The organism is Nocardiopsis dassonvillei (genome assembly GCF_964273065.1).
GTDB lineage: Bacteria > Actinomycetota > Actinomycetes > Streptosporangiales > Streptosporangiaceae > Nocardiopsis > Nocardiopsis dassonvillei_B.
This window is the reverse complement of sequence record NZ_OZ186815.1, coordinates 3019996-3036531: the sequence shown is the minus strand read 5'-3', so window position 1 is coordinate 3036531 and position 16536 is coordinate 3019996. Positions and strand designations below refer to the sequence as shown.

The window sequence follows — 16536 nt, the reverse complement described above, 5'->3', positions numbered from 1 at the left end:
CGCCGCCTTAGCTCAGTCGGTAGAGCGATTCACTCGTAATGAATAGGTCGTCGGTTCGATTCCGACAGGCGGCTCAGCACAAACGCCACCCCGGTCCGGGGTGGCGTTTCGCGTAGGGGCCGAAAGCGGTTCCGAAGCGTGTCGGCCGCCCCCGGAGCCGGCTCCGGGGGCGGCCGGGCTCCGGACCCCGCCGGTGGGGGACATGTCCGACACGCCACGTGGGCGAATGATGACCTTTCGTGTCCAGTGGCCGGGGGCGGGGCTGGGTAAGGGCACCGCATGAGCCTCTTGTTCATGCTGTTGGCGCTGGTGGGCGCGGTGGTCGTGCTGGCGGGCGGGTCCTATGCCCTGCGGCGGGTCATCGGCGCGGTCGCCGCCCGCCTGGAGGCGGACGAGGCCCCCGCTCCGGTGGAACCCGCTCCGGACCCGCAGGTCGGCGGGTACGTTCCCGCCCCGCGCGCCCCCGGCGAGCTGCCGGCGCGGCTGCGGGCGCGGGCGGCCAACCTCGTGGCGCTGGGCCGCACCGAGGAGGCGGTCCGGCTGGTGCGCGACCGCCTCGACGGTGACGAGGAACAGGCCCGCGGCATCGTCGCGGAGCTGGGCGGCGACGCCCCGCCGGCCCTCGAACGCTGATCACATCCTGGTCCGGCTCCGCAGAGCGCTCCAGACGGCCGTGCCGACGAACAGGATCGCCGCGATGACGGTGAGCCAGAACAGCCCCTTGACCAGCAGCCCCAGGATCGCGAGGAACAGCCACAGCGCCAGCAGGATGAGGATGAGGTAGACCATGTGCCCTCCTGAGAGTCCGGTTCCCCACCGACTACCCGCCCGGGGGGCACGGCACGCCCTGTGGAGGGATGTGCGGAACACGTCTCGCGGGGTATGGGGGGTGCATGAGTCTGGAAGAGGCATCACGTCAGCTGGAGGCGGCGATCCACGACGCGCGGGTCGCCTTCGACTGCATCCTCCTGGAGGAACTGGACCGGGCGCACATCAACGCCATCACCGCCAGGGCCGCGGTGGACGCGGCGGAGCAGGCCATCCGGGTGGAGCTGGAGAGAAAGAAAGAGGAGTCCGGCCAGGGCCGGGAGGAGGGGGAGGAGATCCCCTTCTCGGATTGATACCGACCTTTTTCGAACGGATTTTCGAACAACGGGTATGCTCGGAGCATGCCCGATCAGTCGCTGAGTCCGGACTGGCCCGCGAGTGTGCACCCACCCGGGTCGGACTCCTTCGAGCGGACGGCCGCGGTGTGGCTGTTCGACCTCCTGCCCGCCGACTACCGGTTGCACGGGGTCCTACGGCGACACCCGGTCGCGCTCTCCCGGTTGGCGCGCCACCACCTCGCCGCGGTCCTGGCCGCCACCCGGGAGGGCTACCGCACCGCCCGGGTCGACCTGAGCGGCCATCTGCCGCCGCACGCGATCGAACAGGTGATGCGCGCCTACCAGGCGGAGGGACGGCGCACCGCCGCCGTCCTGCGCTCCGTCGAGGCCGTCGACGCGGCCCTGTCGTCCTCCCTGCATGACGGAGAGGCGTACGAGGAGGGGGCGTGAGGCCCCGCTCAGGCGGTCACCCGGACCACCACGGCGACCTCGTCACCGGTGTTGACCAGGTGCCGGTTCCCGCCCAGCGAGCCGCCGGCCACCCGGGCCCTGCCGGGGACCAGCTCCGCCGCGGAGCGCATGCGCCCGTCGGCACCGGAGGAGATGAGGTGCGCGCGCCCGCTCACCAGGAACAGCACCTCCATGTCGGCGGCGCGCGGGGACACCGGGCCGGACACGAACCCGTTGGGCTCGAGCGCCACGGTGCTCACCCGCAGCCGCCCGCCGGCGTGGCGGCGTGCGACGCGCGGCGCGGGCTGCCAGCGCCCCCGCCGGGCGGGCCACAGGGTGGGCCGGGCCAGGGCCGCGGCGGCGCCGCGGGCGGCGGCCGCCAGGCGCCCGACCGTGGGAAGCCGGTGTCCGGCCAGGTGGGCGTAGCCGGAGCTGCGGCCTGCGTCCACCACGTCTCCGATGCCCTCCACCGACACGCCGCGCAGCGCGGTGTCGTCGGAGGGGGTGCGGGCGGGCGGGGCGGTGCGTACGGAGAGAGCCTGCTGGGCCATGGCGGGAAGATCCTTCGTGTGCGCGCCGTCGGCGGCGCGGATGTCGTCCGGGGGCCCCGTCGCGCAGGGGACGGGGCGGGCGGTGCCGGTGCCGTAGAGGGCACGGGGGACCGCGGTGGATGCACGGGGCGGGGCCGCCGAAACAGGTCACGCGCGCGGGTGCGCGGACGGGCGGGCCCGGAGCCTACGGGGTGGACACACCCCGGAGAGGGCTCAGCGACGACAACACGGACACGCCGCACAGGCCGGGTGGCAGGGGGCCTGGAGGGCCCTGCGAGCCATGGCGTCGGTGCGGGTGCGCGGATACATGCCTGCAAGGAGACCAGCAAAGGGCGCGGGGAGTCAAGCGATCGTGGAGAATCGCGTGTGTCACCCCTCTCACTTTCCGATGTTGCGGGAGGCGCCGCGTGGTGGTGACATGTGGAGCCCGAGTACGGCGTGGGAACGCCGCCGGAAAGGTGCCGTCCCCCGAACGCACGAGGAGTGGCCGTGTCGGCTCGCACGCCCGGAGGGGCCGGTTGACCCCCGACCCGGTCGGGCTGTGGGTGCGCCTGCTGGTCCGGGGACTCGTCGTGGTGGCGGCCGGGGTGATGGCGCTGGGCTTCCTCGGCCCCGGCGCCGCGCTGCTGGTCTGCGCCCTGACCGCGCTGACGTTCGTCCTGCTCTGGCTGCGCGGCCGCCCGCGGCGCCGACCGCTTTCGGATCGTTGACGGGGAGGGGGGTCGCGCGCGTCTTTCGGCGAAGCGTGGGGGGCCGCGTGTTCGGCAGCGTAGATTTTCGTCCATGACGGACCGGGAGCTCCTCCACACCCTGCGCGCCGGCGGGGCGCCGTCGGCCGAGGCCTACCGAAGGCTGCTCGACGCGTACGGCGAGGAGTTGTTCCGGCGCTGCATCCTGGCCCTGGGCGACCGTGACGCGGCGCACGTGGTGCTGCGGGACACGCTGATCGTCGCCTGCGCGCACATCGACCGGCTGTCCGATCCCGACCGGCTGGGGGAGTGGCTGCACGCCTTGGCCGAGGTGGAGTGCATCCGCCGGCGCTCCTACGACCACCGGCTCCCGGGCGGGTGGAGCATGCCGGAGAACACCGATCTGGTGCCGGTCCGCGTCCTCAAGGGCATGGCCGCCCCCGAACTGGACGGCTACCGGGCGCACGTGGCCGCCCGTGCGGACCGCTTCGACCACGAGGGCTTCCCCCTGGGGCCGGGGGCGTCGCCGACCCCGCACGGGCCGGCGCTGGTGAGCTCGGTCGGGCTGATGATGCTGATGGCGCTGGTGGCGGCCGTCTGCGCGGGTTACCTGCTGACCCGCACGGCGGAGGCGGAGGGGCCCTGGAGCGGCTCGGTCACCCTGCTCGGCCGCTAGCGGGGGCCGGGGGGAGAGGGCGACGGCCGGGGGTGTCCGTTGGGGACCTTCTGATACTCGACGGGACCGGGGCCGCTGGGCCGGGGGCGTCCGTTGGGGGTGGTGGTGGGTGACGATGTGGGGGGCGCTGCGCCGGAGGCGTCCGTTGAGGGTGGTGGTGGGTGACGATGTGGGGGGCGCTGCGCCGGAGGCGTCCGTTGAGGGTGGTGGTGGGTGACGGGTGGGCCCACCCGTCACCCACCCGCCGAACGCGGTTCCCCCGCCCCTACTTCTCCTTCTCGGAGATGTGGGAGGCGTCGCCGTGGACGCCCGCCTCCTCGGCGCGCTTGACCGAGGCGATGATCTCCTGCTCGGCCTCGTGGCGGCCGACCCAGCTGGCGCCCTCGACCGACTTGCCGGGCTCCAGGTCCTTGTAGACCGTGAAGAAGTGCTCGATCTCCAGGCGCTCGAACTCGTTCACGTGGTGAATGTCACGCAGGTGCTCCATGCGCGGGTCCGTGGCCGGGACGCACAGCAGCTTGTCGTCGCCGCCCGCCTCGTCGCGCATCCGGAACATGCCGATGGCCCGGGCGCGGATCAGGCAGCCGGGGAAGGTCGGGGCCTTGAGCAGGACGAGGGCGTCCAGCGGGTCGCCGTCCTCACCGAGCGTCCCATCGACGAAACCGTAGTCGGCGGGGTAGGTGGTGGAGGTGAACAGCATGCGGTCGAGACGGATGCGACCGGTCTCGTGGTCCACCTCGTACTTGTTGCGCTCCCCCTTGGGGATCTCGATCGTAACGTCGAATTCCATGCTGATCTCGGCTCCCATTGCGACTAATGTCGCCGTATAACAACAACGTCAGGCCGCGACACCTCAGGAAGGGCGGGTGCCCCGGGTGCGACGGGTACGAAGTGAGGCCTTCCTCACACTGGCCCTGCTCAACATTTTCGTGCTGATCGCCGGGTTCACAGCCCTCGATGTGATCGAGGCCCGACCACTCCCCGCGGTGCCCCATCCGGTGGTGAACGCCGAAGGTGCGGCCGCGGCGGAACCCGCGTCCTCGTCCCCGGCGGACCCGGAACGGATCGCGGACGTGATCGATGATCCCATGGCGGACTCCGGGCTCGAGGAGGGCCTCTCCGCTTTCGTCGCCGACGGCGACACCGGCGCGGTGCTGTACGAGCGCGACCCCGACACCCCGGCGGTCCCGGCGTCGACCACCAAGATCGCCACGGCCATCGCGGTCCTGGACACGGTGGGACCCGACCACGTGCTCACCACCACGGTCCACTTCGACTCCGAGCGGGGGATGGCGGTGCTGCGCGGTGCGGGCGACGCCACCCTGACCACGACCGTCGACTCCGCAGCCTACCCGCAGGTGGCGAGCCTGGAGGTGCTCGCCGAGCGCACCGCCGCGGCCCTCGCCGAGCAGGGGGTGGACACCGTCTCGGTGGGCTACGACGACTCGCTGTTCACCGGTCCCGACACCGGGCCGTCCTGGAAGCCCGGCTACATCACCGAGGGCAGCACCGCCTCCGTCCACGCGCTGCTGCACGACAGCGGCCGGATCTCCCGGGACACCAGCTTCCGCGTTCCGGACCCGCCCCTGGCCACCGCCGAGGAGTTCGCCAAGCAGCTGCGGGAGGCCGGGCTCACCGTCGAGGGGACGCCGAGCGAGGCGCCCGCCCAGGGCGACCCGATCGCCTCCGTCGACTCCGCGCCGATGACCGCCCTGGTCGAGCACATGATGCTGGCCAGCGACAACAACATGGCCGAGGCGCTGGGCCGGATCGCCGCCCTGGAGTCGGGCGGCGAGGGCTCCTTCGCCGGCGGCGCCGAGGCCACCCACCGGGTCATGGAGTCCTACGGCATCGACGGGGTGGAGCTGTCCGACAACTCCGGCCTGAGCCCGGAGAACCGGATCACCCCGCGGGCCCTGGTGGAGATGATCCGGGTGGCCGCGGAGCACCCCGACCTCAACGCGGCGATCACCGGCCTGCCCACCTCCAACTCCACCGGCACCCTGGGCAACCGCTACACGGAGGGCACCCCGGTCCACGACGTGGCCGGGCTGGTCCGCGGCAAGACCGGAACCCTGAACGACGTGAGCGCGCTCGCCGGGACCGTCCACGACCAGGAGGGCAACATGTTCGTGTTCGCCTTCGTCGCCAACAGCCCGGGCGTCCAGGGGTACCAGCTCGACCCCCTGGCCGCCGCCCTGGCCCGCTGCGGCTGCTCCTGAACCGCGCCCCCGCACCCCGGCGGCCCGGCGGGGCCGGGGCGCGGACCCCGGTCCGCATCGGGGCGAACCCGGGGCCCACCCCGAATTGGAACCCCGATCCCCGTGCCGGGACGCTCTGCGTGGGTAGGCTGCGAATGTGACTGTCATCGACTGGGACGTAGCCGTCAACACCGGTGTCCGCCTCGTCCGACCGGGCCCGCAGGTGGACCTCGCCGACGCGCGACAGGCCGTCGCGCAGTTGCGCGAGCTCTCCAACGTGGCCGCCGGGCACGTGCGCGACTTCACCGGAATGAACCCCTTGGAGCCCACCGGGCCCGCGGTGATCGTCGACCGCCCGGGATGGATCCGGGCCAACGTCGACGGCTTCCGCGTCGTCATCGAACCCGTACTCGAGCAGATGGGCGCCGGCCGCCTCGGCAACGGCACGGCCGCCGCCCTCACCTCCGCCGTGGGCTCCCGGATCACCGGTGTCCAGCTCGGCGCGGTGCTCGCCTACCTGGCCGGGAAGGTCCTGGGCCAGTACGAACTCTTCCTGCCGCCCGACCCCGACGGCAACCTGCCCACCGGGCGGCTGACCCTGGTCGCCCCCAACATCGTCAACACCGAGCGCGAGCTCGACGTCGACCCCCGGGACTTCCGGCTGTGGGTGTGCCTGCACGAGGAGACCCACCGCATGCAGTTCACGGCCACGCCGTGGCTGCGCGGGTACGTCCAGGAGCTGATGCGCGAGCTGCTGCTGTCCACGGAGATGGACGCGGGCGACCTCATCACCCGGCTGCGCGCCGCTGGTGAGGCCGTCGCGGACGCCGTGCGCGGCGGCGAGGGGAACCTGCTCACCGCCATCCAGACGCCCGAGCAGAACGAGATCATGGACCGGGTCACCGCCGTGATGAGCCTGGCCGAGGGCCACGGCGACTACGTCATGGACGCGGTCGGCCCGAGCGTCGTGCCGTCGGTGGAGCGCATCCGCGCCCGCTTCCAGAAGCGGCGCGAGACGTCCAACCCACTGGACCGGCTGCTGCGCCAGCTGCTGGGCATGGACATGAAGATGCGCCAGTACGAGGAGGGCGCCGCGTTCGTCCGCGAGGCCGTGGCCCAGGTCGGCATGGCCGAGTTCAACAAGGTGTGGACCTCGCGCGAGACCCTGCCCACCCTGGCGGAGATCCGCGATCCCTCCGCCTGGGTGAACCGGGTGGTGCGCCCGGCCGCCATCACCGAATGAGCGGTCCGCCCGCCGCCGTGGCCGCCGTCCGCTCGGCGGTCCGGCGGGCGCTGACGGAGCTGCCCGCGGACACCACCGTTCTGGTGGCGTGCAGCGGCGGGGCCGACTCCCTGGCGCTGGCCGGGGCGGTGGCCTTCGAGGCGCCCCGGGCGGGGCTGCGGGCGGGGGCGGTCACCGTCGACCACGGGCTCCAGGAGGGGTCGGCCGAACGCGCGGAGAAGGTCGCCGCGGTCCTGTCCGGGCTGGGCCTGGACCCGGTCTCCGTCCGCGCGGTCCGGGTGGGCGGTCCGGGCGGGCCCGAGGGCGCGGCCCGCGCCGCCCGCCACGCGGCGTTCGCCGAGGCCGCCGCCGAGTACGCTCCCGCCGTGGTCCTGCTCGGACACACCCTCGACGACCAGGCCGAGACGGTCCTGCTGGGCCTGGCCCGGGGGTCGGGCGCCCGGTCCCTGGCGGGGATGGCCCCGAGAGCGGGAAGCCTGCTGCGCCCCCTGCTGGACCTGGACCGCGCCGCCGTGCGCGCGGCCTGCGCCGCCATGGGGCTCACCCCCTGGGAGGACCCCCACAACGCCGACCCCCGGTTCGCCCGCTCCCGGGTGCGCCACGACACCCTGCCCGCACTGGAGCGGACCCTGGGCCCGGGCATCGCCGCGGCGCTGGCCCGCACCGCCTCCCTGCTGCGCGCGGACGCCGACGCCCTGGACTCCCTGGCGGAGGACCTGTGGTCCGAGGCGCGGACGGCCGAGGGCCTGTCCGCCGCCGTGCTGGCCGCCGCCCCCGAGGCGCTGCGGACCCGGGCCCTGCGCCGGGCCGCGCTCGACGCGGGCTGTCCGGCCGGCGCCCTCACCGCCCGCCACGTGCGGGAGGTCGAGCGGCTGGTCACCGCCTGGCGCGGCCAGGCGCACCTGGACCTGCCCGGCGGGGTGCGCGCCCGGCGTGTCGCCGGTCACGTTCGCTTCGAGCCGTGACCCCCGGAACCCGTTGATCTCCCGGCGTGTCACCCCATGTCGGACATGGGACCGGATGGGGCCGGGTCCGGGGCCACCGGTCGGCGCCCCCGGGCCGTTCGGCACGTTTATCCTGGTTGCCGCAAACGGGGAACCCAGCAGCGAGGACAGTGAGCGTGGACGCTAAGGACATGGGCCGGGATCTTGAGAAGGTCCTGGTCACCGAGGAAGAGATCAAGGCGCGCCTGGCCGAGCTGGGAGAACGCATCGACGCCGACTACGCGGGCAAGGACCTCCTGATCGTCGGCGTCCTCAAGGGCGCCGTCATGGTGATGGCCGACCTGGCCCGGGTGCTGCACACGCCCGTCTCCATGGACTGGATGGCGGTGTCCTCCTACGGCGCCGGGACCACCTCCTCCGGTGTGGTCCGCATCCTCAAGGACCTGGAGACCGACATCAAGGACCGCGACGTCCTGATCGTCGAGGACGTCATCGACTCCGGCCTGACCCTGTCCTGGCTGGTGGGAAACCTCAAGTCGCGCGGGCCCCGCTCGGTCGAGGTCTGCACCATGGTCCGCAAGCCGCTGGCCTTCGAGGTCGACCTCGACGTCAAGTACATCGGCTTCGACCTGCCCAACGAGTTCATCATCGGCTACGGGCTGGACTACGCCGAGAAGTACCGCAACCTGCCGTTCATCGGCACCCTGGCCCCCCACGTCTACGAGCAGTAGACCGGGGGCGGGGAACAAGCGGCGGGGGTGCGGTCGTTGCTCTCATGACGGCCCCCGCCCGGCACGCCGAAGCGGTGTGCCCGTTCGACGGGGCGAGGTGTACCGTCGATTCGATCCCGGCGTACTCGCGGGGAACGCACGTGTCCGATAAGAGGTCCTGCCTCGGAAAGTCCTCCGGTGCGGGCGGCCTGGTCAGGAGGGACGGACCCGACGGGGTTCCGCTCACATGAATCTGAAGCGCTTTTTCCGCGGCCCGTGGATATGGATACTGGCCGTTCTCGCCATGCTCCTCCTCGTCTTCAACGTGTTCGACCTGGGTGGGGAGCCGCAGCCCGAAGAGGCCGACATCTCGACCGTCCACCGGCTCATCGAGCAGAACGAGGTGGACAACGCCGAGATCATCGACCGTGATCAGCGCATCGTGCTGACCACGACCGACGGCGAGATCTTCGAGGCGTACTGGGTGGCCGGACAGGGTCTGCAGCTCGCCGACATGCTCCAGGCCTCGCTCGACGAGGAGGACACCGAGCTCCAGGGCTACGAGGTCTCGGTCGCCACGACCCCGCTGTGGACGACGGCGCTCTTCAGCTTCCTGCCCATCCTGCTCATCATCGCCATCTTCTGGTTCGTCTTCAGCCAGATGCAGGGCGGCGGATCCCGGGTGATGAACTTCGGCAAGTCCAAGGCCAAGCTCATCACCAAGGACACGCCCAAGAACACCTTCGCCGACGTCGCCGGGGCGGACGAGGCCATCGAGGAGCTCCAGGAGATCAAGGAGTTCCTCCAGAACCCGGCCAAGTTCCAGGCGATGGGCGCCAAGATCCCCAAGGGCGTGCTGCTGTTCGGCCCGCCCGGCACCGGCAAGACCCTGCTGGCCCGCGCCGTCGCGGGAGAGGCCGGGGTGCCGTTCTACTCCATCTCCGGCTCGGACTTCGTCGAGATGTTCGTCGGTGTGGGCGCCTCGCGCGTGCGCGACCTGTTCGAGCAGGCCAAGGCCAACGCGCCCGCGATCATCTTCATCGACGAGATCGACGCCGTCGGCCGCCACCGCGGAGCCGGCATGGGCGGCGGCCACGACGAGCGCGAGCAGACCCTCAACCAGATGCTGGTCGAGATGGACGGCTTCGACGTCAAGGGCGGCGTCATCCTCATCGCGGCCACCAACCGGCCCGACATCCTCGACCCGGCGCTGCTGCGCCCGGGCCGCTTCGACCGGCAGATCGTGGTGGACCGCCCCGACATGGACGGCCGCCGCGACATCCTCAAGGTCCACGCCAAGGGCAAGCCGATGGCCGAGGACGTCGACTTCGACACCATCGCCCGCCAGACCGCCGGCATGACCGGCGCCGACCTGGCCAACGTCATCAACGAGGGCGCGCTGCTGTCGGCGCGCGGGGGACGGGAGAGCATCACCCACGCGGTGCTGGAGGAGGCCATCGAGCGCGTCATGGCCGGACCCGAGCGCAAGAGCCGGGTCATGTCCGAGCACGAGAAGAAGATCATCGCCTACCACGAGGGCGGCCACGCCCTGGTCGGCCACGCGCTGCCCAACGCCGACCCGGTGCACAAGATCACGATCCTGCCCCGCGGCCGCGCCCTCGGTTACACCATGTCGGTGCCGACCGAGGACAAGTTCCTCACCTCGCGCTCGCAGATGATGGACCAGCTCGCCATGATGCTGGGCGGCCGCGCCGCCGAGGAGCTGGTGTTCCACGAGCCCACCACCGGTGCGGGCAACGACATCGACAAGGCCACCAGCCTGGCCCGCAACATGGTCACCGAGTACGGCATGAGCGAGCGCCTGGGCGCCCGCAAGTTCGGCTCCGCGAGCACCGAGCCCTTCCTGGGCCGGGAGATGGCGCACGCGCGCGAGTACTCCGAGGAGATCGCCTCCATCATCGACGAGGAGGTGCGCCGCCTCATCGAGTCCGCGCACGACGAGGCCTACGAGGTCCTGGTCGAGTACCGCGACGTCCTCGACGACCTGGTCGTGGCCCTGCTGGAGAAGGAGACGCTCACCCGCGAGCAGGTCCTGGAGATCTTCTCCCCGGTGACCAAGCGCCCGGCCCGCGGCTCCTACACCGGCTACGGCAAGCGCCAGCCCTCCGAGCGGCCGCCGGTGCGCTCCAAGAAGGAGCTGGCCATGCTCAACGGCGCCGAGCCGAACGGCGCCGAGCCGGGCACCGCACTGCACGGCACGGAGCTCACCGGCCGCGACACGGGCAACGGGGCATCCGACCCCGGAGAGAGAGGCGAGGCGTGACCGACACGGAACGGCCCACGGGGTCCGTGGACCGCGAGCGCATCGAGCGCGCCGTCCGCGAGATCCTCATCGCCATCGGTGAGGACCCCGACCGCGACGGCCTGCTCAAGACGCCCGAGCGGGTCGCCCGCGCCTACGAGGAGCAGTTCGCCGGCCTGGGACAGAAGCCCGACGACGTGCTCACCACGGTGTTCGAGGCCGGGCACGAGGAGATGGTCCTGGTCAAGGACATCGAGCTCTACTCCACCTGCGAGCACCACCTGGTGCCGTTCTACGGGGTGGCGCACGTCGGGTACATCCCCGCCTCCGACGGCCGCATCACCGGCCTGAGCAAGCTCGCCCGCCTGGTCGACGTCTACGCGCGCCGCCCCCAGGTGCAGGAGCGGCTCACCGGCGAGGTGGCCGACGCCCTCATGGAGCACCTCAGCCCGCGCGGCGTCATCGTCGTCGTGGAGGCCGAGCACCTGTGCATGACCATGCGCGGGGTGCGCAAGCCCGGGGCCCAGACCGTCACCTCCGCGGTGCGCGGGATCTTCCGGGGCAGCGACCGCACCCGCTCGGAGGCGATGAGCCTCATCCTGGACCGCCGCTGACCGGGCACGGGTGACCTCGGGAACATGCCGGCAGGGGCCGGGGGCGTGAGCCCCCGGCCCCTGCTGTTACGCGTAAGGTGACCCCCATGGGGCCGAAATACACACTTCCGGGCCTGCCCGACCACGGGCGGTGCCTGGTCATGGGGGTCGTGAACGTCACCCCCGATTCCTTCTCCGACGGCGGAGCCTGGTTCGACCCCGACAGGGCGGTCGAGCACGGACTGCGGCTGGTCGACGAGGGCGCGGACATCGTCGACGTCGGCGGTGAGTCCACCCGCCCGGGAGCCCTGCGCGTCCCGGCCGAGGAGGAGCTGCGCCGGGTCGAGCCCGTGGTCAGGGCCCTCGCCGCGCGCGGGGTCGCCGTCAGCGTGGACACCATGCGGGCCGAGGTCGCCGAGCGCGCCGTGGAGGCGGGCGCCGTCCTGGTCAACGATGTCAGCGGTGGGATGGCCGACCCGGCCATGGCGCGGCTCGTGGCCGCTTCCGGCGTCTCCTATGTGTTGATGCACTGGCGTGGGCATAGTCATGACATGCAGAGCCGTGCCGTGTACACGGATGTCGTCCAGGAGGTCGTCAATGAGCTCCGAGACCGTATGGAGGCCATGATCAGTGCAGGCGTCGACCCGGGGCAGATCGTCCTCGACCCGGGACTCGGATTCTCCAAACGACCCGAGCAGGCCCACAACTGGGCGCTCCTGAGGCATCTGGACCGCTTCCACGAGCTGGGCCGGCCCGTCCTGGTGGCGGGGTCCCGCAAGCGCTTCCTGAGCCGGCTGCTGAGCGGCCCCAAGGGTGAGGAGCGCCCCTTCCTCGAATGCGATGCCGCCACCGCCGCCCTGAGCGCCCTGTCGGCGGACCGGGGCGCCTGGGCGGTGCGGGTCCACGACGTGCGCGCCAGCGCCGACGCGGTCCGGGTGGCCGCGGCCTGGTCCGACGGCGGGGAGGGCCTCTCCGAGGGGCGCTTCGAGGACGCCGACCCGGGGCGGGGCCGCCGGTGAAGTCCCGCCAGGAGGTCATGGAGCGTGTGGCCGAGGCCAACGCGCAGTTCTACAGCGCCATCGAGAACGGCGACATCGACCTGATGCGCAGCGTCTGGGCGGAGGAGCACGAGGCCCCCGACCTGGTGTGCGTCAACCCCGGGTGGCCGCTGCTGCGCGGCCGTACCGAGATCATGCGGGCCTGGTCCCTGATCATGGCCAACGTCACCTACATCCAGTACGTCCTCACCGAGACCCATATCGGGGTGGGCGGCGACATCGCGATGGTGACGTGCGAGGAGAACGTGCTCACCGCGGAGGACGGCAACCCCGGGTTCATCGCCGGGGGCCAGGTCGTCACGACCAACCTTTTCGTCGACACCGCCCAGGGGTGGCGGCTGTGGTCCCACCACGCCTCGCCCGTGCTCATGGGCGAGGAGGACGAGGAGGAGGGCGAGGAGTGATGTCCGACCGCATCGCCCTGCGCGGCCTGCGCGCCCGCGGGCACCACGGCGTGTTCGACTTCGAGCGCCGCGAGGGCCAGGACTTCGTGGTGGACGCCGTCCTGTACCTGGACCTGGCGCCCGCGGCGGCCTCCGACGACGTGGCCGACACCGTCCACTACGGGCTGCTCGCCGACCGGCTGGTCGCGATCGTCACCGGGGAGCCGGTGGACCTGATCGAGACCCTCGCCGAACGGCTGGCCGCGGAGTGCCTGAACGACCCCCTGGTGCGGGGGGTCGAGCTGACCGTGCACAAGCCGTCGGCGCCGATCGAGCACGAGTTCGCGGACGTGTCGGTGACCGTGGTGCGCGGTGCCGCGCACCCGGACGGGGCGGTGCGGTGATGCGCGCTGTCCTGGCCCTGGGCTCCAACCTCGGCGACCGGTGGGAGACACTGCGGGGCGGCGTGGAGCACCTGCTGACCGGGGCGGGCGCGCCCGCCCCGGTGGCGCTGTCCCCGGTGTACGAGACCGCCCCGGTGGGCGGTCCCGAGCAGGGCGCCTACCTCAACGCCGTGGCGGTCGTCGAGACCGGCGGTACACCGCGGGAGCTGCTGGCGCGGGCGCAGGCCGCCGAGCGCGCCTTCGGCCGGGTGCGCGAGGTCCGCTGGGGGCCGCGCACCCTGGACGTGGACGTCATCGCGTTCGGCGACGTGCGCTCCGACGACCCCGTCCTCACGCTGCCGCACCCGCGCGCCCACCTGCGGGCGTTCGTGCTGCGCCCCTGGCTCGACGCCGACCCGGACGCGCGGCTGCCCGGCCGCGGCCCGGTCGCCGACCTGCTGGCGGCGGTGGAGGCCGCGGACACCGCGGGCGACCAGAAGTTGTACCGGCGCGACGACCTGCGGCTGCTCCCGCCCGGAGGGGACCGGTGACCGGGGACGAGGACGAGCGGCGGATGCACCCCACCGGGTGGCGTACACCGGTGCTGCTCGGGGCCGTCGGCGTGCTGCTGGGCGCCCTGTTCTCGTCCGTGCTGCCCGGCCTGCCGCCGATGCCGTGGACGGCGATCCCGACCCTGCTGCTGCTCGCCTTCGCCGAGGGGTTCACCGCCGGCCGGACCCGCCGCAGGATCCGGAGGGCGGCCGGCACCGAGCCGATCCCGCCGCTCAGCGCCGCCCGCCTGGTGGCCCTGGCCAAGGCGAGCGTGCTGGCCGCCGCACTGTTCGGCGGCTTCTGCGCGGGGGTCGCGCTGACGGTCCTTGACGGCCTGGCGCTGCCGGTCCACCGCGAGGTGTTCCTCACCGCCCTGGGCACGGCGCTCGCGGCGGCCGTGCTGGCGGCGGCCGCCCTCTACCTGGAGTACGCCTGCCGGGTGCCCGACGACGAGGAACGCGACGACCACCGCCCCGGGGCGGCCTGACCGCTCCCGGCCGGGCCGCCTCCGGACGGGGAGCGGCGGCGGATGGTTGACTGGGCCCGTGGACACCAGCGAACCGACAACGCCGAATCCGCCGCCCCCCGATCCGGAGCGCCCGCTCGACGCGGCCTTCGCCGCGCCCGGGGGTTCCGAGTGGCGCCGGGTGTCCCCGGCCCTGGCCTGGTACCGCCGGGTGGTGCTGGGGGCCCTGTGCCTCGGATCGGGGCTGATCGGGGTGCTGCTCCTGTTCCTGTGGGCGGACCGGGTCTGGGCGGTCGTCTGGGCGGTGGCGGCCCTGGCCGTGTTCGCGGGGGGATGGGTCCTGGCGGGCCGGTTCCGGGATTCCTGGGGTTACGCCGAGGGGCGGACGGAGCTCTACCTGACCTACGGCGTGTTCGTCCGCCAGCTGGTGGTCGTGCCCTACGGGCGCATGCAGGTGGTGGACACCACCGCGGACCTGCTCGAACAGGCGCTGGGGATCGCCACGGTGCGGGTGCGCACCGCCGCGAGCACCGCCGACACGCGTGTGGTCGGCCTGCCCCTGATGGAGGCGGTGGCCCTGCGCGACCGGCTGGCAGGCCGCAGCGAGACGTTCTCCACGGGGTTGTAGATGCGCGAACCCGACCGTCCCGACTCCGCTCCGGCCCCGCAGGCGCCGCCGCAGGCCCCGCCCCTCCCGCCCCCGCAGGCGCCGCCACAGGCCCCGCGGCCCCCGTACCCGCCCGCCGGACCCGGTCTCGGACCGCCGGTGATGCTGCCGCCGACGGTCTGGCAGCGCCAGCCCCCCGCGCCGCCCCGGCGCCGCGAGGAGGACGTCACCACCGGGGTCTACCGGGCGCACTGGCTGATGGTGCCCGTCCGGGTCCTGGCCGTGACCCTGGCGTTCGTCGCGCTGGCCGGCCCCATCCTCACGATCTTCGGGTTCGCGTGGGTGGTGATGCTGACCGTCGCCGTCCTGTTCGGCGCGCTCGCCTACACGCTGCCCTCCTGGTGGTACGGCAGCTTCGGGCTGCGCGAGGACCACCTGGTGGTGCACAGCGGGCTGGTGATGCGCGGCTCCCGGGAGATCCCGTTGAGCAGGCTCCAGGCCGTCGACGTGGTGCGGCCGCTGCTGGGACAGGTGTTCGGGCTGGCCGAGCTGCGCATCGAACTCGCCGGCGGCGACAACAGCGCCGTCCGCCTGCGCTACCTGCGCCACGGCGTCGCCGAGCGGATGCGGGTCGCGGTCCTGGCGCACGCCGCCGGGCTGTCCGGCCGTGCCCCGGAGGCCCCCGAGTGGCCGTTCTACCGGCTTCCTTTCCTGCTCCTGCTGGGCGCTCTCACCTTCCGGATCCCGGTACTGCTGGCCTCCCTGGGCCTGGCCGCGATGCTCACCGCCGGGGTGGTGTTCCTCGAGCCGGGGGTGCTGGGCGCCCTGGTGCCGCTCACACTGGGGCTCATCCGGTCGTTCTGGGGCCCGCTGGCCCGCTACACCGACTACTACGCCTCGCTCTCCTCGGACGGGCTGCGGCTGCGCTACGGGATGTTCCAGCGGCGCATGCAGACGGTCCCCCCGGGCCGGGTGCAGGCGGTGCGGGTGGTGGAGCCGCTGCTGTGGCGTGCGCTGGGCGTGGCCCGGGTGGAGGCGACGGTGGCCGGGTACGCCGGGGCCCGCCAGGCCGACTCGACGACGCTGCTGCCGGTGGCCCCCCGGCGCCGGGCCTACGCGCTGGTCAACGAGCTGTTCCCGGAGAGCGAGGTGGCGTACGTGCCGCTGGTCCCGGGCAGGGCGGGCGGCCGGTCGCTGGTGGGGGTGGACGAGCACCTGTTCGTGACCGTCTCGGGGCTGTTCTGCCGGGTGACGGAGGTCGTTCCGATGGAGCGGGTCCAGGCCCTGCGGCTGACCGCCGGACCCCTGTCCCGGTTCACCGGCCGGGTGACGGTCGGTGTGGGCGTTCCGCCGGGCCCGGTCCGGGCACGGGCCCGGGGGCGGGAGGCGGCCCAGGGCCGCCGGATGCTGGACGCCATGGTCGACCTGGGCCGACGGGCACGGGTCCCCGCGGCGGGACCGGAGCGGTGGGCGACCCGGGCGACGATGACACGGTCGGAGGCTCCCGGGGAGGGCTGATGTGGCTTGTGTCACAACAGGGGCGAAGATTGCTTCCCTGAATGGCCCTCATGTCCGACATGGGCACTCACTGTGGGTGATATCTCCAGGTCAATGCCGAGAAAAACTCGCGTGTTCTGACCTCCGGCGGCCGCCGAGTATGG

Annotated in this window: 21 protein-coding genes and 1 tRNA gene; 19 read left to right on the top strand and 3 right to left on the bottom strand. The window is 72.8% G+C overall.

Features of this window, described 5'->3' with window-relative positions; all coding sequences use genetic code 11:
- Position 1 precedes the first annotated feature (1 nt).
- Positions 2–74 (top strand) — tRNA-Thr (locus ACSUPR_RS13420).
- A 205-nt stretch (positions 75–279) separates the two neighbouring features.
- Positions 280–633, top strand: a complete 354-nt coding sequence (locus ACSUPR_RS13415) for a hypothetical protein (protein ID WP_436891620.1) — start codon at positions 280–282, stop codon at positions 631–633.
- Here the strand turns inward: ACSUPR_RS13415 and ACSUPR_RS13410 are convergent, their stop codons facing one another.
- Positions 634–789, bottom strand: a complete 156-nt coding sequence (locus ACSUPR_RS13410; protein ID WP_436891619.1) for a hypothetical protein — start codon at positions 787–789, stop codon at positions 634–636.
- A gap of 104 nt (positions 790–893) precedes the next feature.
- Here ACSUPR_RS13410 and ACSUPR_RS13405 point away from each other — a divergent pair, with 104 nt between their 5' ends.
- Both ACSUPR_RS13405 and ACSUPR_RS13400 read left to right on the top strand, forming a co-directional pair.
- The gene (locus ACSUPR_RS13405; protein WP_436891618.1) at positions 894–1121 is read left to right on the top strand and encodes a hypothetical protein; all 228 of its coding nucleotides are present in this window, start codon (positions 894–896) and stop codon (positions 1119–1121) included.
- A gap of 48 nt (positions 1122–1169) precedes the next feature.
- Positions 1170–1556 carry a hypothetical protein gene (locus tag ACSUPR_RS13400; protein ID WP_436891617.1) on the top strand — a complete coding sequence of 129 codons (387 nt, stop codon included), beginning with the start codon at positions 1170–1172 and terminating at the stop codon, positions 1554–1556.
- 8 nt (positions 1557–1564) lie between these two features.
- On the opposite strand, the gene ACSUPR_RS13395 is transcribed toward ACSUPR_RS13400, so the two are convergent.
- A complete protein-coding gene (locus ACSUPR_RS13395) occupies positions 1565–2107 on the bottom strand; it encodes a hypothetical protein (RefSeq protein ID WP_436891616.1) in 543 nt (180 codons plus the stop codon).
- Positions 2108–2625: 518 nt separating this feature from the next.
- Here ACSUPR_RS13395 and ACSUPR_RS13390 point away from each other — a divergent pair.
- Complete coding sequence (locus tag ACSUPR_RS13390) at positions 2626–2817, top strand: hypothetical protein (protein WP_436891615.1); 192 nt, start codon at positions 2626–2628, stop codon at positions 2815–2817.
- Positions 2818–2890: 73 nt separating this feature from the next.
- A complete protein-coding gene (locus ACSUPR_RS13385) occupies positions 2891–3472 on the top strand; it encodes an RNA polymerase sigma factor (RefSeq protein ID WP_436891614.1) in 582 nt (193 codons plus the stop codon).
- A 265-nt stretch (positions 3473–3737) separates the two neighbouring features.
- On the opposite strand, the gene ACSUPR_RS13380 is transcribed toward ACSUPR_RS13385, so the two are convergent.
- Positions 3738–4262 (bottom strand): inorganic diphosphatase, encoded by a 525-nt coding sequence (locus ACSUPR_RS13380; protein WP_436892002.1) that lies wholly within the window; start codon positions 4260–4262, stop codon positions 3738–3740.
- Positions 4263–4338: 76 nt separating this feature from the next.
- Here ACSUPR_RS13380 and dacB point away from each other — a divergent pair, with 76 nt between their 5' ends.
- The 13 genes from dacB (at position 4339) to ACSUPR_RS13315 (ending at position 16393) form a co-directional block, all read left to right on the top strand.
- The gene (gene dacB, locus ACSUPR_RS13375; protein ID WP_436891613.1) at positions 4339–5694 is read left to right on the top strand and encodes a D-alanyl-D-alanine carboxypeptidase/D-alanyl-D-alanine endopeptidase; all 1356 of its coding nucleotides are present in this window, start codon (positions 4339–4341) and stop codon (positions 5692–5694) included.
- 136 nt (positions 5695–5830) lie between these two features.
- Positions 5831–6916, top strand: a complete 1086-nt coding sequence (locus ACSUPR_RS13370) for a zinc-dependent metalloprotease (protein WP_436891612.1) — start codon at positions 5831–5833, stop codon at positions 6914–6916.
- Complete coding sequence (gene tilS, locus ACSUPR_RS13365; protein ID WP_436891611.1) at positions 6913–7881, top strand: tRNA lysidine(34) synthetase TilS; 969 nt, start codon at positions 6913–6915, stop codon at positions 7879–7881. Before ACSUPR_RS13370 ends, tilS begins: the two co-directional genes overlap by 4 nt.
- 155 nt (positions 7882–8036) lie before the next feature.
- The gene (hpt, locus tag ACSUPR_RS13360) at positions 8037–8591 is read left to right on the top strand and encodes a hypoxanthine phosphoribosyltransferase (protein WP_436891610.1); all 555 of its coding nucleotides are present in this window, start codon (positions 8037–8039) and stop codon (positions 8589–8591) included.
- Positions 8592–8817: 226 nt separating this feature from the next.
- Positions 8818–10854: an ATP-dependent zinc metalloprotease FtsH gene (ftsH, locus tag ACSUPR_RS13355; RefSeq protein ID WP_436891609.1), complete on the top strand. Its 2037-nt coding sequence runs from the start codon at positions 8818–8820 to the stop codon at positions 10852–10854.
- Positions 10855–10880: 26 nt separating this feature from the next.
- Entirely contained in the window at positions 10881–11447 is a 567-nt protein-coding gene (gene folE, locus ACSUPR_RS13350; protein ID WP_436892001.1) for a GTP cyclohydrolase I FolE, read from the top strand.
- 86 nt (positions 11448–11533) lie between these two features.
- Positions 11534–12445, top strand: a complete 912-nt coding sequence (folP, locus tag ACSUPR_RS13345; protein ID WP_436891608.1) for a dihydropteroate synthase — start codon at positions 11534–11536, stop codon at positions 12443–12445.
- On the top strand, positions 12442–12888 hold the full coding sequence (locus tag ACSUPR_RS13340) for a nuclear transport factor 2 family protein (protein WP_436891607.1): 447 nt from the start codon (positions 12442–12444) through the stop codon (positions 12886–12888). Before folP ends, ACSUPR_RS13340 begins: the two co-directional genes overlap by 4 nt.
- Positions 12888–13271 (top strand): dihydroneopterin aldolase, encoded by a 384-nt coding sequence (gene folB / locus ACSUPR_RS13335; RefSeq protein WP_436891606.1) that lies wholly within the window; start codon positions 12888–12890, stop codon positions 13269–13271. The genes ACSUPR_RS13340 and folB overlap by 1 nt, the downstream gene beginning before the upstream one ends.
- Complete coding sequence (folK, locus tag ACSUPR_RS13330; protein WP_436891605.1) at positions 13268–13801, top strand: 2-amino-4-hydroxy-6-hydroxymethyldihydropteridine diphosphokinase; 534 nt, start codon at positions 13268–13270, stop codon at positions 13799–13801. The genes folB and folK overlap by 4 nt, the downstream gene beginning before the upstream one ends.
- A gap of 23 nt (positions 13802–13824) precedes the next feature.
- Positions 13825–14289, top strand: coding sequence for a DUF3180 domain-containing protein (locus ACSUPR_RS13325; protein ID WP_436891999.1), 465 nt, complete (start codon positions 13825–13827; stop codon positions 14287–14289).
- A gap of 160 nt (positions 14290–14449) precedes the next feature.
- Positions 14450–14896: a PH domain-containing protein gene (locus ACSUPR_RS13320; protein ID WP_436891998.1), complete on the top strand. Its 447-nt coding sequence runs from the start codon at positions 14450–14452 to the stop codon at positions 14894–14896.
- Positions 14897–15037: 141 nt separating this feature from the next.
- A complete protein-coding gene (locus ACSUPR_RS13315) occupies positions 15038–16393 on the top strand; it encodes a PH domain-containing protein (RefSeq protein WP_436891604.1) in 1356 nt (451 codons plus the stop codon).
- Positions 16394–16536 lie beyond the last annotated feature (143 nt).

What these genes read in the sequence shown, in the direction of transcription:
- folP (WP_436891608.1), top strand. Translation starts at nt 11,534, where the DNA reads ATGGGGCCGAAATACACACTTCCGGGCCTGCCCGACCACGGGCGGTGC.
- ACSUPR_RS13405 (WP_436891618.1), top strand. Translation starts at nt 894, where the DNA reads ATGAGTCTGGAAGAGGCATCACGTCAGCTGGAGGCGGCGATCCACGAC.
- ftsH (WP_436891609.1), top strand. Translation starts at nt 8,818, where the DNA reads ATGAATCTGAAGCGCTTTTTCCGCGGCCCGTGGATATGGATACTGGCC.
- ACSUPR_RS13400 (WP_436891617.1), top strand. Translation starts at nt 1,170, where the DNA reads ATGCCCGATCAGTCGCTGAGTCCGGACTGGCCCGCGAGTGTGCACCCA.
- ACSUPR_RS13325 (WP_436891999.1), top strand. Translation starts at nt 13,825, where the DNA reads ATGCACCCCACCGGGTGGCGTACACCGGTGCTGCTCGGGGCCGTCGGC.
- tilS (WP_436891611.1), top strand. Translation starts at nt 6,913, where the DNA reads ATGAGCGGTCCGCCCGCCGCCGTGGCCGCCGTCCGCTCGGCGGTCCGG.
- ACSUPR_RS13315 (WP_436891604.1), top strand. Translation starts at nt 15,038, where the DNA reads ATGCTGCCGCCGACGGTCTGGCAGCGCCAGCCCCCCGCGCCGCCCCGG.
- ACSUPR_RS13415 (WP_436891620.1), top strand. Translation starts at nt 280, where the DNA reads ATGAGCCTCTTGTTCATGCTGTTGGCGCTGGTGGGCGCGGTGGTCGTG.
- folB (WP_436891606.1), top strand. Translation starts at nt 12,888, where the DNA reads ATGTCCGACCGCATCGCCCTGCGCGGCCTGCGCGCCCGCGGGCACCAC.
- ACSUPR_RS13395 (WP_436891616.1), bottom strand. Translation starts at nt 2,107, where the DNA reads ATGGCCCAGCAGGCTCTCTCCGTACGCACCGCCCCGCCCGCCCGCACC.
- ACSUPR_RS13410 (WP_436891619.1), bottom strand. Translation starts at nt 789, where the DNA reads ATGGTCTACCTCATCCTCATCCTGCTGGCGCTGTGGCTGTTCCTCGCG.
- ACSUPR_RS13385 (WP_436891614.1), top strand. Translation starts at nt 2,891, where the DNA reads ATGACGGACCGGGAGCTCCTCCACACCCTGCGCGCCGGCGGGGCGCCG.
- ACSUPR_RS13380 (WP_436892002.1), bottom strand. Translation starts at nt 4,262, where the DNA reads ATGGAATTCGACGTTACGATCGAGATCCCCAAGGGGGAGCGCAACAAG.